The sequence below is a fragment of the Mesorhizobium sp. genome, assembly GCF_004963255.1.
Classification (GTDB): Bacteria; Pseudomonadota; Alphaproteobacteria; order Rhizobiales; family Rhizobiaceae; genus Mesorhizobium.
Map to the genome: position 1 here is coordinate 33,509 of NZ_SUGA01000043.1, position 13,725 is coordinate 47,233.

The 13,725-nt window shown below is 59.2% G+C and carries 19 protein-coding genes and 1 pseudogene; 11 read left to right on the plus strand and 9 right to left on the minus strand.

The features are described from left to right. Window positions 1-43: 43 nt before the first annotated feature. Window positions 44-1,267 carry an anion transporter gene (locus tag E5X34_RS28775; RefSeq protein WP_292572009.1) on the minus strand — a complete coding sequence of 408 codons (1,224 nt, stop codon included), beginning with the start codon at window positions 1,265-1,267 and terminating at the stop codon, window positions 44-46. Window positions 1,268-2,005: 738 nt separating this feature from the next. Here E5X34_RS28775 and E5X34_RS28780 point away from each other — a divergent pair. Next, window positions 2,006-3,865: a CHASE3 domain-containing protein gene (locus E5X34_RS28780; RefSeq protein ID WP_292572011.1), complete on the plus strand. Its 1,860-nt coding sequence runs from the start codon at window positions 2,006-2,008 to the stop codon at window positions 3,863-3,865. Between the two features lie 15 nt (window positions 3,866-3,880). Here E5X34_RS28780 and E5X34_RS28785 read toward each other — a convergent pair whose 3' ends face one another. Together E5X34_RS28785 and E5X34_RS28790 are read right to left on the minus strand one after the other, a co-directional pair. Then, window positions 3,881-4,045: a DUF3309 family protein gene (locus tag E5X34_RS28785; RefSeq protein ID WP_082048942.1), complete on the minus strand. Its 165-nt coding sequence runs from the start codon at window positions 4,043-4,045 to the stop codon at window positions 3,881-3,883. Window positions 4,046-4,138: 93 nt separating this feature from the next. Beyond that, the gene (locus E5X34_RS28790) at window positions 4,139-4,276 is read right to left on the minus strand and encodes a hypothetical protein (RefSeq protein WP_292572014.1); all 138 of its coding nucleotides are present in this window, start codon (window positions 4,274-4,276) and stop codon (window positions 4,139-4,141) included. Between the two features lie 143 nt (window positions 4,277-4,419). Between E5X34_RS28790 and E5X34_RS28795 the strand changes: the two genes are divergently transcribed. The 3 genes from E5X34_RS28795 to E5X34_RS28805 all read left to right on the plus strand — a co-directional run bounded on the left by E5X34_RS28795 (window position 4,420) and on the right by E5X34_RS28805 (window position 5,494). Continuing rightward, the gene (locus E5X34_RS28795) at window positions 4,420-4,587 is read left to right on the plus strand and encodes a Thivi_2564 family membrane protein (RefSeq protein ID WP_292572019.1); all 168 of its coding nucleotides are present in this window, start codon (window positions 4,420-4,422) and stop codon (window positions 4,585-4,587) included. 42 nt (window positions 4,588-4,629) lie between these two features. Beyond that, entirely contained in the window at window positions 4,630-4,938 is a 309-nt protein-coding gene (locus E5X34_RS28800; RefSeq protein ID WP_292572023.1) for a hypothetical protein, read from the plus strand. Window positions 4,939-5,053: 115 nt separating this feature from the next. Beyond that, complete coding sequence (locus E5X34_RS28805; RefSeq protein WP_292572026.1) at window positions 5,054-5,494, plus strand: GFA family protein; 441 nt, start codon at window positions 5,054-5,056, stop codon at window positions 5,492-5,494. On the opposite strand, the gene E5X34_RS28810 is transcribed toward E5X34_RS28805, so the two are convergent. Beyond that, window positions 5,491-6,036 carry a hypothetical protein gene (locus tag E5X34_RS28810; RefSeq protein WP_292572030.1) on the minus strand — a complete coding sequence of 182 codons (546 nt, stop codon included), beginning with the start codon at window positions 6,034-6,036 and terminating at the stop codon, window positions 5,491-5,493. The genes E5X34_RS28805 and E5X34_RS28810 overlap by 4 nt on opposite strands. Before the next feature lie 29 nt (window positions 6,037-6,065). On the opposite strand from E5X34_RS28810, the gene E5X34_RS28815 reads away from it, so the two are divergent. Next, window positions 6,066-6,575, plus strand: a complete 510-nt coding sequence (locus E5X34_RS28815; RefSeq protein WP_292572033.1) for a PAS domain-containing protein — start codon at window positions 6,066-6,068, stop codon at window positions 6,573-6,575. Window positions 6,576-6,601: 26 nt separating this feature from the next. Here E5X34_RS28815 and E5X34_RS28820 read toward each other — a convergent pair whose 3' ends face one another. Further along, on the minus strand, window positions 6,602-6,862 hold the full coding sequence (locus E5X34_RS28820) for a hypothetical protein (RefSeq protein WP_292572035.1): 261 nt from the start codon (window positions 6,860-6,862) through the stop codon (window positions 6,602-6,604). Between the two features lie 169 nt (window positions 6,863-7,031). Here E5X34_RS28820 and E5X34_RS28825 point away from each other — a divergent pair, with 169 nt between their 5' ends. Then, window positions 7,032-7,226: a hypothetical protein gene (locus tag E5X34_RS28825; RefSeq protein ID WP_292572038.1), complete on the plus strand. Its 195-nt coding sequence runs from the start codon at window positions 7,032-7,034 to the stop codon at window positions 7,224-7,226. 205 nt (window positions 7,227-7,431) lie between these two features. Here the strand turns inward: E5X34_RS28825 and msrA are convergent, their stop codons facing one another. From msrA to E5X34_RS28840, 3 genes are all read right to left on the minus strand, one after another. After that, a complete protein-coding gene (msrA, locus tag E5X34_RS28830; RefSeq protein ID WP_042646552.1) occupies window positions 7,432-7,953 on the minus strand; it encodes a peptide-methionine (S)-S-oxide reductase MsrA in 522 nt (173 codons plus the stop codon). Window positions 7,954-8,117: 164 nt separating this feature from the next. Further along, complete coding sequence (locus tag E5X34_RS28835) at window positions 8,118-9,299, minus strand: Fic family protein (protein ID WP_292572041.1); 1,182 nt, start codon at window positions 9,297-9,299, stop codon at window positions 8,118-8,120. Between the two features lie 90 nt (window positions 9,300-9,389). Next, window positions 9,390-9,728, minus strand: coding sequence for a hypothetical protein (locus E5X34_RS28840; RefSeq protein ID WP_292572043.1), 339 nt, complete (start codon window positions 9,726-9,728; stop codon window positions 9,390-9,392). A 171-nt stretch (window positions 9,729-9,899) separates the two neighbouring features. Here E5X34_RS28840 and E5X34_RS28845 point away from each other — a divergent pair, with 171 nt between their 5' ends. The 4 genes and pseudogenes from E5X34_RS28845 to E5X34_RS28860 all read left to right on the plus strand — a co-directional run. After that, window positions 9,900-10,088 carry a type II toxin-antitoxin system HicA family toxin gene (locus E5X34_RS28845; RefSeq protein ID WP_292572047.1) on the plus strand — a complete coding sequence of 63 codons (189 nt, stop codon included), beginning with the start codon at window positions 9,900-9,902 and terminating at the stop codon, window positions 10,086-10,088. Between the two features lie 4 nt (window positions 10,089-10,092). Next, complete coding sequence (locus E5X34_RS28850) at window positions 10,093-10,494, plus strand: type II toxin-antitoxin system HicB family antitoxin (protein ID WP_292572049.1); 402 nt, start codon at window positions 10,093-10,095, stop codon at window positions 10,492-10,494. 204 nt (window positions 10,495-10,698) lie between these two features. After that, window positions 10,699-11,016, plus strand: coding sequence for a YMGG-like glycine zipper-containing protein (locus E5X34_RS28855; protein WP_292572052.1), 318 nt, complete (start codon window positions 10,699-10,701; stop codon window positions 11,014-11,016). A 49-nt stretch (window positions 11,017-11,065) separates the two neighbouring features. Then, window positions 11,066-11,264: pseudogene (locus E5X34_RS28860) on the plus strand (IS1595 family transposase); the annotation flags it as partial. A 465-nt stretch (window positions 11,265-11,729) separates the two neighbouring features. Here the strand turns inward: E5X34_RS28860 and E5X34_RS28865 are convergent. Continuing rightward, entirely contained in the window at window positions 11,730-12,590 is an 861-nt protein-coding gene (locus E5X34_RS28865) for a DUF6731 family protein (RefSeq protein WP_292572055.1), read from the minus strand. 610 nt (window positions 12,591-13,200) lie between these two features. Here E5X34_RS28865 and E5X34_RS28870 point away from each other — a divergent pair. Continuing rightward, window positions 13,201-13,590, plus strand: a complete 390-nt coding sequence (locus tag E5X34_RS28870; protein ID WP_292572058.1) for a hypothetical protein — start codon at window positions 13,201-13,203, stop codon at window positions 13,588-13,590. The last annotated feature ends 135 nt before the right edge of the window (window positions 13,591-13,725 follow it).

Sequence of the window (13,725 nt, forward strand, 5' to 3'; positions counted from 1 at the left end):
ACGCTCACGGCGCGTCGATTGAGGCGTTCGAGGGGCGGCCTCTTCAGGACAAGGCCAGCCAGGCGGTGCCGGCGAGAAGCGTGACCGACGTCAGCGGCAGGCCGACCTTGAAGAAAGCCGAAAAGGAAAGCTCCTTGCCGGCCGCCTTCGCTTGCTCGGCGACGATCAGGTTGGCGACTGAGCCGAGCAGCGTGAAATTGCCGGCAAGCGTCGAGCTCATCGCCACGACCAGCCAGGCACGCTCCGGGTTTTCCAGCCCGGGAATGAACGGCCGCAACGCCAGCACCGCCGGCACATTGCTCATGATGTTGGAGAGCACCGCGGTGAAGCCCGAAAGCCGCCAGACATCGTCGAGGCCGATGTTCTTCGCCCAGGCGATCATGTCCGGCGTGAGCAACGTGCGCTCGGCGCCAGCCACCACCACGAACAGGCCGGCGAACATGAAGAGCAGCGGCCCATCGATCTCGCGATAGATGCGCCGCGGCTTGATGGCCCGGGTGACCAGCAGGAAAGCGCCGGCAATCAGCGCCGCCTTGGCGACGGGAACGCCGGCGAAGAAGGCGAGCGCCAGCAGCACGCAGACGATGGTGGCCTTGAGCACCTGTCCGGGCAGCATGCGGCCTCGATACACTTCCGGGCTTAGCTCGGCGGGGCGGGAAAATTCGGCCCGGTAGACGATGCGTATGATGACGATGACGCAGAGCAGGCCGAATAGCGCCACCGGCGCGAGCGCCAGCGTGAAGGCCGGATAGGAAATGCCGGACAACGCGCCGATCACCATGTTCTGCGGATTGCCGGTGATGGTGGCGACGCTGCCGCAGTTCGAGGCGGTGCAGGTGGCGATGAGGTAAGGCACCGGGTTGCGGTTGATGACGCGGGTGACATGAACGACGATCGGCGCCATCACCAGGCAGATCGCGTCATTGACCAGGAAGGCCGACAGCACGCCGGTCAACAGCGTCACCATGACCAGAAGCATGAAGGGCGCATGGGCGTGTTCGATGGCAAAGCCGCCAAGCGCCCGAAACGCGCCCGAAACCTTCAGATGCGCGACCACGATCATCATGCCGAGGAGCAGCGTGATGGTATCGAAGTTGATGGCTTTGTAGGCATCCTCGATACTGATCGCTCCGATGGCGATCATGGCGGCACCGCCAAGCAGCGCGATCCCGGCGCGATCGAGGCGCAGCCCGGGAATGCGGCCGACGGCGACGCCGGCATAGGTGAGCACGAGGATGAAGAGCGCGCCCGCGCTGATCCATGTCATTCCAAGAAGCTTCCCGTTGCCTGCCCCTGCCCGGGAGAATCTGTCCGCGCATCGGGCGACACCACATTTAGCAAAGGCAGCGCAAAGAGGAAGCGCGCAAGCGCTTGGAAGCGCTCTGACGCTTTCGTGCTTTCACATTCATAAGCCCTAATGTAAAGAACAGTGAATTAACATATCTGACCGATAATCCAGGCGTTGGGGGACTAAACGGATGAACACGGTCGTTGAAGCGGAACATCGCGTCCTATCGCGGGAGGAATTGATGCGTCCGCAGGAATGCCCGCGCTGTCACGGGGCCAAAAAAGTCTTCGTTTGCGCGCGCTGGCTGAGCTCGAACGGCCATTGCTGCCCGGAGGGCACCCACCGGATTAACTGCCCAGGACACAGCATCGCCTGTCTCGAATGCAGCGGGCGGGGCAGCTAGAGCGTTTCACCGTTTCACGGAAACGGCGAACTGCTCTAACTCTTTGTTCTTACGCAATTCCGGACGGAAAACCGTTCACACTTTTCCTGGAATAGCTTTAGCGGTACCCGGCAGCCGCCGATCGACCACAGCGCCGCCGCGGCGGAATCCTGTACTCTGGCGCTGGCCGAAGGCCGCCGTCATTAAAGTTTGACATAGGCAGGTCCGCCGGGGCTGTTGCGATCAACGCCCGCTGGACTTGGCTATTGCCTTGCGCTTCACCGCCGCCTACCACTTGGCGAATTTCACGATTTTCCTCAGGCCCCCGCAAAGCAATGATCGTCCGACTGCGACGCGCCCTGCGATGGCAAGCGCTTCCGCTTCTTGCCGGCTTTGCCGTTGTCGCGCTGATCATAACCGCGCGCGCCATCCTCGCCGAAGCGCAGATCGCCGACCGCGACGCCAGCCGCGAAGCGATCGAAGCCCAGCAAACGCTCTCGAGCCTGCTTTCGCTTGTCCAGGATGCCGAGACCGGCCAACGCGGCTATCTGCTGACCGGCGAGAAAAACTATCTGCTGCCATACCAGCATGCGGTCGAGGCGCTGCCGGCGCTGCTCAAGCGCGTCGATGAGATGTTTCCGGTCGGCAGCGATCGGGCGCAGCAGGTGGCCGGCATCAAGGACGCGCTTGGCCGCAAGCAAGCGGAACTCGCTGAGACGATCAGGCTCTACGACACGGGCAACACGGCGAAAGCGCTGGACATCGTGCGCGGCGGCAGGGGCAAGCTGGACATGGACCAGATCCGCGCCAACATCGATGCGATCCGGCGCATCGACGGTGCGAACCTCGCTGGCCGTGCGGAGCGGATGGAACAGATCGAAGGCTGGCTGCGCATCGGCTCGTTCGCGGCGCTGCTGGGCATTTTTCTGCTCGGCATCTATACGATCCGCCAGTCCAGTCACCGCTTCCGAGAGGTGGCTGCCGCGCAGGACGCATTGAGCGCCAAGAACGCGGCGCTGCTCAACGAGATCGACACGCGTGAGAAGGCGGAGTCGCAGCTTCGTCAGGTGCAGAAGATGGAGGCGGTGGGCCAGCTCACGGGCGGCATCGCGCATGATTTCAACAATATGCTGGCTGTCATCACCAGCGCCATGAACCTCGCGCAGCGCAAGCTCGCTCGCGGCGAGCATGACGTGCAGAGCTTCGTTGAGGCGGCGGCCGATGCCGCGGCGCGCGCCGCCAACCTCACCGCCAGGCTGCTTGCCTTTTCCCGGCAGCAGCCGCTGGCGCCGCAGATCGTCGATGCCAATCGCCTCGTCACCGGCATGTCGAGCCTTTTGCGGCGCACGCTCGGTCATGCGATCGAGATCGAAACGGTGCTGGCGGGCGGACTTTGGAAAACGCACGCCGACCCGAGCCAGGTCGAGAATGCCATCATCAACCTGGCGGTCAACGCACGCGACGCCATGGATGAAGAGGGCAAGCTCACCATCGAGACCGCCAACTGCCATCTCGACGAGGCCTATGCGGCGGCGCATCCCGAAGTGAAGGCCGGTCAGTATGTCATGATCGCGGTAACGGACACCGGCGCGGGTATGACGGCGGACATCATGGCCAAGGCTTTCGAGCCATTCTTCACCACGAAGCCCGCGACGAAGGGAACCGGGCTCGGTCTCAGCCAGGTGTTCGGCTTCGTCAAGCAATCCGGCGGACACGTCAAGATCTATTCCGAGCCCGGCGAGGGCACGACAATCAGGATCTATCTTCCGCGCTTCACCGGTCCGGAGGAAGCGGCGCCGCCGGTAAAGACCAGCGGCAGGAGCGATGTTCCGGCAACCGAAACCGTGCTGCTCGTCGAGGACGATGCTCGCGTGCGTGCTTCGACGGCCGCCGCCTTACTGGAGCTCGGCTATACCGTCATTGAAGCCGCGGGTGGTGACGAAGCCTTGGAGAAACTCGGCCAGAACGCCGCCATCGCGCTGATGCTGACGGATATTGTAATGCCGGGCATGAATGGCCGGCAACTCGCCGAACAGGCTCGCAAGCACTCCCCCTCCCTGAAAGTGGTGTTCATGACCGGCTTCACGCGCAACGCCGTCGTGCACAATGGCGTGCTCGACCACGATGTGCAGTTCATCGCCAAGCCGTTCACGCTGGAACAGCTGGCGGCGAAGCTCCGGGACGCGCTGGCTTGATTTGTCTGGCCGTTCTTAGATCCGTCCGAGCACGACCAGAATAATGACGATGACAAGAACCAACCCGAGACCGCCGCCGCCATAATAGCCCGTGCCGTAGAACGGCCCGCCGCCCAGGCCGCTGAAACCACCAAGCAAGGCCAGAATGAGAATAATGATAAGAATTGTGCCGAGACCCATGTTCTTTTCCTCTCTCTGAGCGCAAGCCGGCGCTTTTCATCACGAAATCAACTCGCAAGGGGCGCGCATGTTCCACCCGGCTCCGCGCCGAGGCTATTCGGCCTTGGCCGATTGGGATGACACGATCGGCGGCCCGGGATTGGCTTCAAGTCTCATCGGCACCAAAAACATGAGCGCGATCGCAATCGCGATCGACACAATGATGGCCGCGGTGCTGATGATGTCCTTCATGTTCGCATCCTGAATATTCAAAGGTGCTGAACAACGCTGCGCAATACTTCCCGTTCCACTTCGCCCTAGCGGAACCTTTTTCAGACGCGCGACGTTGGGGGCAGCCCGGTTAGGGCAATCCTGGCGACAACGGAGGCTCGCTTATGGGCGCATCGGTACTCATCGGCATCCTGATCACCTTCCTGGTGGCGATCCTGGTGCTCTATCTCGTGCAGCGCTTGCCACTCGATGCCCGCGCGCGACAGATCGCGCAGATCATCGTCATCATCATCGGAATCATTTCGTTGCTCAAATATCTTGCGGTCTTTTAGCCGCGGTCCATATTCGGCACGGAAACCCCGAAGCCCCTGTCCATGAGAACCCTGTCGACCGCATGCCTCGCTGGCAACTTGTTGGGCGCCGCCACGCTGCTGTGCGCCGCGAGCGCCGCCCACGCCCGGCCGGATACGCGCGCCATGACCTGCGCGCAGACGCAGGCGTTGATCAAAAGCGACCATGCGGTGGTTTTGACCACCGGTCCGGATACTTATGACCGCTTCGTGCGGCAATTCGGCAATGAGTGCGACTGGCCGGAAGTGCCAATATCAACAACCGTTCCCGCCAAGGACGGCGAGTGCCGCGTCTATCGGTGCGAGGAGCCGGTCGACCTTCCCGACCGATAGCCGCCTCTTGCGGTCCCGCGCGGAACCATAGCAACCCCATACGGGTTGTACGGGCCAGCGGCAGAGCTGGCCGGCCGCGACTTTGTTCTGGGTGTAACAGCGGGAGGAACGGCAAATGCCTGAAATCGCGCGCACCGGCAGTTGCTTGTGCGGCGGCGTGCAGTACCGCGTGGCTGGCGAGCCACGCCGGGTCGGCCTCTGCCACTGCAAGGATTGCCGCAAGACAAGCGGATCGGCTTTCCATGCCTATGCCGTATGGCCGCTTCAAGCGTTCGAAGCCAGCGGGATTACCAGCACCTATGGCGCTCGAAGTTTTTGCCCAACCTGCGGAAGCCGCGTTCCATTCGTCGGCGAAGAGGAAGTCGAGGTCACGATCGGCAGCCTTGACGTCGCGCCGACCGAAGGGCTGGTGCCGGACTATGAGCTTTGGATCGGGCGGCGCGAATCCTGGTTGCAGGCCCTCCCCGAGGCGTATCAGTTCGAGCATGACCGGGTCGCCGTTGATTCGGCCGCCGGCAATGAAATCGACCCGGAGCCGCGGCAGGAGTCGGCCTAGGTCGGATCAATGTCGGACTTAAGCCTGAACGGCAATAACCTGCCGTCCAGGGACTCTTCGACGCCATCTGGAAAGGACCGGCTGCCGATTGAGATGCCAAGCTTTTCTCCAAGCTCCGTCTGTTTCAACCACCGGTAGGTTTGCCGGTCAGTCAGCCGCCGATAACCTTCACAAGATGAGTCGTGACATGCATGTTTCAGGCTGCGGCATTCATGGCGTTTTATCGGCTTTGCGGAACGGCAGAATTTTGAGCCGCCGCTCTTTCGCAATACAACCTTTTGGTTTGCTCTCCTGCCGACCGCTTGTGTTCGGCGGGTGAAATACCAAGCCGCAGTTGCAATATCGAAGTGAAAATTCTTTAAGCTTAAGAAATTTTTTAGACCATTGCTTTCTGGTAGTATCAAAATATGACGCTCGGAATTGCCACAGGCAGTAGGCCTTATGATTTCGAACCTTGTACAAAAGGCCACCTTTGTTTCTTTCCCTTTTTGCTCCATATTACTGCCGAATCTTGAAACCGGACGGGGCGGTTTTGATGACATCGGCGCCTGATCACGGCCGAAAAATGCCTATGCGGTATCCACCGATAGACGGGTTCTGGACCTGGGACGTCAAGCGTGACCGTGTCTATGGCGACACCAACCTTTCAGATTATTTCGGGCTCACTCTCGACGAATTCTCGCATGGCGCATCTCTGGAACGGTGCATGCAAAGCATCGACGTGGATGATCGGCCAAGAGTCCGATTGGCGATCCGGAAGGCGATAGAACGCAAGTCGAGCTTCAGGGAAGTCTACAGGGTCCGGTCGGAAAAGATGGGGCTGCGCAAGATCCTCGCCGTCGGCCAATGTTACGTAGACGGTGTGGGCGAGGCAGCGCTCTACCCTGGCTGGTTCGTCGATCTGACGAACGATGCCACCTGCGAGGAACAATCGCTGCGCGAAATCCACAATCACGTCGAACAGGCCAAGGACATCGCGCGATCGATCGGACACGACCTGTTGTCCTATCTTCTGGACAACGTCGAGGAAGAGGTCGAGCAACGGCTTGACGGAAGGCTGAGGAGGCGAAGATCGTCCTGAGGCAGCTTTCGCCGATCGTTTGCGGGTCAGCTTCGCCTGCCGCGTCTGCCGACCTCAGCCGTGACCATGCGCGCGAAATGCGATTGCGGCGATCGCTGCTCGATGAGTTTGGCGCGCTCGAGCGCCGCATCGCCGTAAAATTCGATCAGCACCCCGGCTGCCCGGGCGGCATCGACTTTCAAGCGGCCGAAATCGACTTGCCCGTTTTCGAACGAGGGCTCGCTCCTGGCAATCACGTCAAGCATGGCTTGCAACTTGTCAGGAGTGCTGCCCTCGTCTTCGTTCATGGTCGCTATCCGATTGGGCGCGTAAAATATCGACATTTCCGCACAATGTCCAACAGGTTCGCTGGCCGGGCGTCAATGCAACCGCGTGCATCCGCACCGCGCACGGTGTCACAACTTTCATACAAGCATAGTGATCCAGACTTACCGCGCAGACATTTGGGGGGCACCCATGGACCAGCCTAGCAAAATGGAAAACCTGCAGTTTGCGCAGGGGATATTGCGAGAACTTCGCCAGAGGGCCGAAGCCGACGGCGAAAAACTCCTGACCTATCTCATCGACATGGCTTATCTCGAGGCCAGCGACCGCATCCGTGCCCACTGGATCGGCAACCACGACCATGAAAGCCGCCGCGCCAAGGGATGAGCCGTCCAAGGCAATTTGATGCTCGCCGCGGTTTCCGTGCGGACTTGCCCGGATCGATAGCTGGAGCGGTTCAGCGTTTGCGCCAGAGGCTGAATCGCGCAGGCCCAGCGAGGCATCCTGAACGCAAAAAAGCCCGCCATGCCTTTTCGGCATGGCGGGCTTTGCTTGGATGAGCAAGGCTAAAGGCGATAGCCTCGCCGCCGATCTATGATGCGGCAGCCTTCTGGCGGACCGGAAGCTTCCACCCCGGCCGCGCGAAGTGGCAGGTGTAGCCGTTGGGATAGCGTTCCAGATAGTCCTGATGCTCGGGCTCGGCTTCCCAGAAGGGGCCGACCGGAGCAAGCTCGGTGACGACCTTGCCGGGCCACAGGCCGGACGCATCGACGTCGGCGATCGTGTCCTCGGCGATCCGCTTCTGCTCGTCGCTCGTGTAGTAGATCGCCGAGCGATAGCTCATGCCGATGTCGTTGCCCTGGCGGTTCTTCGTCGTCGGATCGTGGATTTGGAAGAAGAATTCGAGCAGCGTGCGGAAACTGGTCCTAGCCGGATCGAAGATGATTTCGATCGCCTCGGCGTGAGTGCCGTGATTGCGATAGGTCGCGTTGGCGACATCGCCGCCGCTGTAGCCGACCCGGGTTGAAACCACGCCGGGCAAGCGTCGGATCAGATCCTGCATGCCCCAGAAGCAGCCGCCGGCAAGGACTGCGCGCTCGGTGGAAGAAGCCATGTCAAACCTCCTTTGGATTGCTCCATAGATAGGCTTTGTGGCCGGGTTCTTCCAGCGGCTCGGGCGGGCGAACTCCGACATCCCGCGGAGGCGGCTAACGTGGCGGTGTCGTCGGAGGCGTCAAGGGCATTGGTAGGTCGCCCGCCTGAATCCGCAAGGTAGGGTCACTTGACCCCATTGTCCTCCAGTCGCCAAGGCAGAAACGCCTTGATCCGGTCGCTTTTTGCTTCAACGGAGCGACCTAGCCGACCCAACAGTCCCATCTTTTCGAGTTCGTTCAGGTCACGAGTGAGGGTCTTCGGCGTCCTTCCAGAATACAGTCGTGAGATTTCCACGTTCATATCCAGCAGTTTTGAAATCCGAACCGGGTCCTCCCTCTCGCTGAGCGCGAGCAGGAGAGTCCGACGACGGTGATCGGACGGACTGTTCATTCCACTAAAGCGGCCATGAACAAAGTTGATCCAGGCAACCTTGTACTGCTCTTCGCGGATACGACGAATTTGTTCCTCAAGTCCATCAACGAAGCCACCCAGCGCGTACTTCACGAAATTATGCGTCTCTCCACCGGATTTACTAATCCGATCAAGCTCACGGTAATAGAGAGTTCTAGTTTTGTTGTAATGATTACTCAACAAATGTCCTGTCGGCTGAGCGAGGCCAGCCCGTAGTAGAATATAGTACTCTAAGAGACGTGCAGTGCGACCGTTGCCGTCGCCGAAGGGGTGGATCAGTGCCATGTAAATATGCGCAAAAAGGGCGGTCAAAATGGCTTGATGTTCATCGCCGCCACTCGGCGCCACAAGCTCATTGATATGCTGGCAGAGCTCATCGAGGAGATATTTGCAGTCTTCTGGCGGAGCGCTTTTATAGACATTCCCAACCACAACGGAATGCCGCCTGATCTGGCCGGGTTGAACCCCGTCCTCCAACTCGAGCTTGTTCAGAACGCGAGCATTCATTTCACAGCAAAAGTCGGCATCGATCGCGCGGGGCCCATGCTCATGAAGCTCCTTCAGCAGCCACATGCATGCATCGATGATATTCTGAACTTCCTGCTGTAGATATTGCTGCGATGGCGGTAGCTTCAGTTTGCCCTGCACCTGCTGAAGAACTTGGTCCTCAGTGAGTGTATTGCCTTCGATTGCGGTTGTTGCCATCGCGCCCTTTGCAAGAAAGACCTCATAGAGTTGATGCGCAGCCTCCGGCGCCAACGGCACACCTGCGATATGCTTTGCCTTTGATGCCGCCTCTCCGAGCAACATCCATGTTGTTGCGCCGAACGAGCTGGTCTGCAAATCGAATTTTATCCACGGATGTGTCTTGGCGTATGTCCTTTTTGTCAGCATCCTTAATTCCTCCTCAAAGCCTTGTTTTCTGCAGTTCCCATTGCCGTTTCTATGATTTTGTGCCCTCCATAGGTTAAAAAAATGTCCTAATCAAATCAACTTTCTTGATACAATGCGCAGCCCATCCTTTTGGCTGAGCGAGGATGTGTCTTCGTTGATAATCGTCGACGCACGTGTGGTCAGCACCGCGAATTGCAGCCTGGCCGTGCCGCCCTTGATGCGCACCTTGCCGTCGGTGAAATCGAAAATCTTCTGGCTCGCATAGGCGAGCGCATCGGTCACCGGCACCTGCATGCCGGCGAAGGTGAAGACGGTGCGGTAGGAACCGCCCTGCCCGCTGGTCACGGCCTTGAGGCCGAGCTTGGGCGGCGCAAGGCCGGCCTCGCGCGCAGCGGCGCGGGCAAGGGTCCTGGGAAGTCCTCGGGTCATGTGATTTCTCCATTCTTGGGGGGAATTTTCTGGGGGTGAAGCGTGGTCTGCGCAGCGGACGGAAAGCCATGTGCCTGGCTTTCCGAACAATGAACCGCCCGAAATGACGGCGAAGGGCGGCTGTTGCCGCTCTATAGACGCGCTCTTGAATTGTGTGTATCAATACACAACATGAAGAGCGCTGATGTCATCGACAGGTTGCTCGCGGATGGCTGGTTCGAAGTGGCGCGCAAGGGCTCTCATGCCCAATTCAAGCACCGCACCAAACCCGGCCGCGTGACGGTGCCGCATCCCAAGCGCGACATCCCGATCGGCACGTTGAAGTCGATCGAGAAACAATCCGGCCTGAAGCTGAGGTAGAAATATGCGTCACTATATCGGACTGATCCACAAGGACGCGGACAGCGATTTCGGCGTCTCGTTCCCCGACTTCCCCGGCGTGGTCACTGCCGGAACAAGCCTCGACGAGGCACGCATGTTGGCCGAGGAGGCGTTGGCTTTCCATGTCCACGGACTGGTCGAGGACGGTGAGGCCATTCCCGAGCCGTCATCCCTCGAGGACGTGATGGCCGACGAGGACAATCGTACCGGCGTTGCCATCCTGGTGACGCTCAAAGCCGAGGCGGCGAAAGTCGTGCGCGTCAACGTCACCATCCCGGAGGACGTGCTCGGCGAAATCGACCGCTATGCCGAACGCCACGGCTACAGCCGGTCCGGGTTTCTGACCGCGGCGGCCAAGCAGGCGATGCGCGACGAAGCCGCTTAGCGAAACTCGCAATCCGATCCGGTCAGCGGCATTATCCTGTTGTTGGCGTTAATCTTTCCGGTTTGGAAACCATGGCGTTCAACCGCCGCGAAACCGTGATTCACTTCGTGAGCGGGCTCCGCCGCCGTTCCGCCGCAATGCGACCGCAGTTCAGCTTCGTTCGCCCCCGTCGTCAGTCCCTGGGGCTTCAGAGGAGTTCTAGTGATGATCATCAAGAAGGCCATTCTGGCCGTGCTCATGACCGCCGCCCTTGCCGGCTGCGAGACGCAGACCGAGGGCCAGCAGCGGGCCACCACCGGCGCGCTGATCGGCGGCGCCGGCGGCGCGCTGGTCGGCCAGGCGATCGGCGGCAACACCAAGAGCACCGTGATCGGCGCCGCCAGCGGTGCGCTGCTCGGCGCCGTCGTCGGCAGCGCCACCACCCCGCAGCGCCGCGGCGAACAGCTCTGCCGCTACCAGGACCGCTACGGCCGCATCTACACCGCCCCCTGCGACGACCAGTACTACAACGGCGATTATTGATAGTGTCGGCGTTCCCTTCTCCCCGTTTGACGGGGAGAAGGTCCCGGCAGTGATCAAGCGTGGGATGGTCGGCGCCTACCAGCATTGCGGGCGAAGCTCATTTGCACCGCTACCTTGCCGAGTTCGATTTCCGCTACACTCGCCGCGCGCTCGAGATTATCGACACGGAACGCCACGACCAGGTGCTTGCCAAGATCGAAGGCAAGCACCTTACCTATCGGCGGATTGGTGAAGCCGATCACGCCTAAGCAGAAGGCGCGAAAACTCCTACTCAGGCTGATGAAGAAGCTTAAATAGGATATTCGAAATACGGGCAAACGTAAGCACTGAGGCTACGCCGGTAGCAACCCAGAGGGCCGAAAAAAGCCAATCCGCTTTGTGTCCAGCTACCGTCGCGCCATCTGGTATGAAGAACCCTACGATAGATAGGGTTGCGAAGGTAACTGCACTCAATATGCCAGACCGAAGATAGCCAAATAGGAGCGATGTATAACCGGCCTTCTCTAGCACCTTATAAGAGGCGCTCCCCCTAAGCCCTATAATAATTGCTTCTGCAACGCCCAAGAAACTTGCAAAGACGGACGCGACTGTAGCTGCCGTGCCAAATAGGGTGTCGGGAGTGTGGGGGAATGGCGCGCCAACCCAGTACCAAAAACCCGTAATCGCCAAGGCCCCAAGCCAAGGCCATGACCGCTCCCATAAAATGTCGGGACTCATGCGAGTTGACCGTTAGCGCGCCAAGTATCGAGCGCTTGCCTTAGTGCCACCCACCGCTCATTTCGGCCATATCTACGACCGACCCTCTGTACAGGTATGTCGGCTTCCAACCTGGCTTCAAGAAAATCCACCGGCTCGCTTGGCGAGTCTTCAGTTTCCTTCGCGATAAGCTGCAACTCACTAACGTCCTCGCGAAGACCGACCAAATCATCAACAGCCTGTCTCACTTGATTCAGAGCGAGTGAACTGGCGCGGTCGCGGGCGGCAGAAATCTGTATCCTAACCTTGGATGCTGTCCCAATGAGGGGCGTATTAAGTAAGGCAGACAATGACGGTCGGTTTATACCGTTGTTCGCCACTATGCCGGGCACATAAAAAGAAATTTCCATACTCTTCACGAGCCCCATATGTGCGAGGCGCTCGTTAGCGTCTTCTTTGAGCACCGGAACAAAGTTAAACAGTTGTTCTCCATCTACATTGGCCCCGCCAGCGATCTCCCGACCAAACCGAGATAAATACTCGCGAATTCGGGCCACCCTTGGCCCGAAATGGTTATATTGGAGAACCAGAAACTCGCCGTCAAAGCATGCTGCGGTCTCATGGCCAAAACCCTCATCCTCAGCCATTTCGAAATCTTGGATCGGCATATTTGCAGATGCGCGGCCCGGGCCCTCCATGCGTATGCCCCCGAAATCAAGCGACCAAAGATTGTCACCATGAACCGCGGCCTCAAGGCGAATTTGAGATCCTGAAATATCGCGCAATCTCTGCTCTAAGGGCAGGCCGCCTATATGGTCCAGTGTTTGCGCTAGATTTACGAGCCCGATTTGCATGGCCCGGAATGCATGAATCTTCACAGTTGCCCTCCCATCCCATTGCAGGATGGCAGGATTATTTGTTCTTCGTCAACTTGGCTTTCACTTTCCCGGGGGGGAACAGTTTTGGATTTCTGTTAGTCAGTCGCCCCGTGAGGCTTCGGCGGCGTCTTCAGATCCGCTTCAGGGTCTCGTTGAAGCGCTTTTCGTCGGCATCTTTCTCGGGTTTCGCACCGGACATGCGACTTTCCCACAGAAAGCGTTGAAATGACCCAATTTTTCGGGCTGGGACTCTTGTCGCGCCCGAACGAGTCGCTCTTCAATAGTCGTTCCAGCGCGATGGAGGGGTGATTCGGCCCGCAAAGCGATCACACCCCGCCCACCGGGCGCCCTTCGGTGTCTTCTTTGGCTTGTCGTCCTTCGGAGGCCGCCCTCGTGGCTCGGTTGCAGGTCAAATCGGCAAGGCGGTCTGACCCGGAAACGAGGACGTACCACCAAAGCGAAATAGTGCATTGTCACCGTAATTCGAAGCAAACGCATGCGTTCGGCTGGACATCTCTATAAAACAAGATACAACCACCATGAAACAGCGTTCTTCATTCTGCAACCATAGGAGGCATCCCTGCGTTCGCTCATTTTGGCCGCGATGGTGATGCTTGCGCTGCCGTGCGGCGCAGCGTGGTCGGACGCTCTGGATCAGGCGGAAGCTCTGTCGAAAAGCTGCCCAAAGGGCGTGCTCTTCAAGGAGATCAAGTCAGGGATTGTCGTAACCGCTATCCGACAGGGTCAAGGCAAGGCCGTCTTCACGCAGGATAAGCATCGCTTGCAGGCCGCCACTGCCGTGGAAATTCTGACGAAAGAAGGCGAGCGTGGCTTCATCTACGGTCCGATGCGTTCCTATATGTTCGCGGTGGACCCGGATGTCGTCAAGGATTTCGAATGGCGACCAGCTGAGACCGAATATCACGCGTTCTATACCCTTCGGGACGATGACGGGAACGAAGCGCTACTAAATTTCGTCGATATCGGGTGCGCCCCTTAGCTGACGAGAACGAATAGTCGTGTTGAGCGAATACAGCCAATTTCAGATCAGCCTTTAATAGGAGAGCACCTATATTGATCGTAAGCGGTGTTCTCAGGCCACGGCCTTGAGCTCGAGCTTGTTGATGTAGACCCA

What these genes read in the sequence shown, in the direction of transcription:
- E5X34_RS28805 (WP_292572026.1), top strand. Translation starts at nt 5,054, where the DNA reads ATGCCTGAAATCGCGCGCACCGGCAGTTGCTTGTGCGGCGGCGTGCAG.
- E5X34_RS28850 (WP_292572049.1), top strand. Translation starts at nt 10,093, where the DNA reads ATGCGTCACTATATCGGACTGATCCACAAGGACGCGGACAGCGATTTC.
- E5X34_RS28845 (WP_292572047.1), top strand. Translation starts at nt 9,900, where the DNA reads ATGAAGAGCGCTGATGTCATCGACAGGTTGCTCGCGGATGGCTGGTTC.
- E5X34_RS28780 (WP_292572011.1), top strand. Translation starts at nt 2,006, where the DNA reads ATGATCGTCCGACTGCGACGCGCCCTGCGATGGCAAGCGCTTCCGCTT.
- E5X34_RS28815 (WP_292572033.1), top strand. Translation starts at nt 6,066, where the DNA reads ATGCGGTATCCACCGATAGACGGGTTCTGGACCTGGGACGTCAAGCGT.
- E5X34_RS28820 (WP_292572035.1), bottom strand. Translation starts at nt 6,862, where the DNA reads ATGAACGAAGACGAGGGCAGCACTCCTGACAAGTTGCAAGCCATGCTT.
- E5X34_RS28870 (WP_292572058.1), top strand. Translation starts at nt 13,201, where the DNA reads ATGCTTGCGCTGCCGTGCGGCGCAGCGTGGTCGGACGCTCTGGATCAG.
- E5X34_RS28785 (WP_082048942.1), bottom strand. Translation starts at nt 4,045, where the DNA reads ATGGGTCTCGGCACAATTCTTATCATTATTCTCATTCTGGCCTTGCTT.
- E5X34_RS28810 (WP_292572030.1), bottom strand. Translation starts at nt 6,036, where the DNA reads ATGTCATCAAAACCGCCCCGTCCGGTTTCAAGATTCGGCAGTAATATG.
- msrA (WP_042646552.1), bottom strand. Translation starts at nt 7,953, where the DNA reads ATGGCTTCTTCCACCGAGCGCGCAGTCCTTGCCGGCGGCTGCTTCTGG.
- E5X34_RS28790 (WP_292572014.1), bottom strand. Translation starts at nt 4,276, where the DNA reads ATGAAGGACATCATCAGCACCGCGGCCATCATTGTGTCGATCGCGATT.
- E5X34_RS28855 (WP_292572052.1), top strand. Translation starts at nt 10,699, where the DNA reads ATGATCATCAAGAAGGCCATTCTGGCCGTGCTCATGACCGCCGCCCTT.
- E5X34_RS28840 (WP_292572043.1), bottom strand. Translation starts at nt 9,728, where the DNA reads ATGACCCGAGGACTTCCCAGGACCCTTGCCCGCGCCGCTGCGCGCGAG.
- E5X34_RS28835 (WP_292572041.1), bottom strand. Translation starts at nt 9,299, where the DNA reads ATGCTGACAAAAAGGACATACGCCAAGACACATCCGTGGATAAAATTC.
- E5X34_RS28825 (WP_292572038.1), top strand. Translation starts at nt 7,032, where the DNA reads ATGGACCAGCCTAGCAAAATGGAAAACCTGCAGTTTGCGCAGGGGATA.
- E5X34_RS28800 (WP_292572023.1), top strand. Translation starts at nt 4,630, where the DNA reads ATGAGAACCCTGTCGACCGCATGCCTCGCTGGCAACTTGTTGGGCGCC.
- E5X34_RS28775 (WP_292572009.1), bottom strand. Translation starts at nt 1,267, where the DNA reads ATGACATGGATCAGCGCGGGCGCGCTCTTCATCCTCGTGCTCACCTAT.
- E5X34_RS28795 (WP_292572019.1), top strand. Translation starts at nt 4,420, where the DNA reads ATGGGCGCATCGGTACTCATCGGCATCCTGATCACCTTCCTGGTGGCG.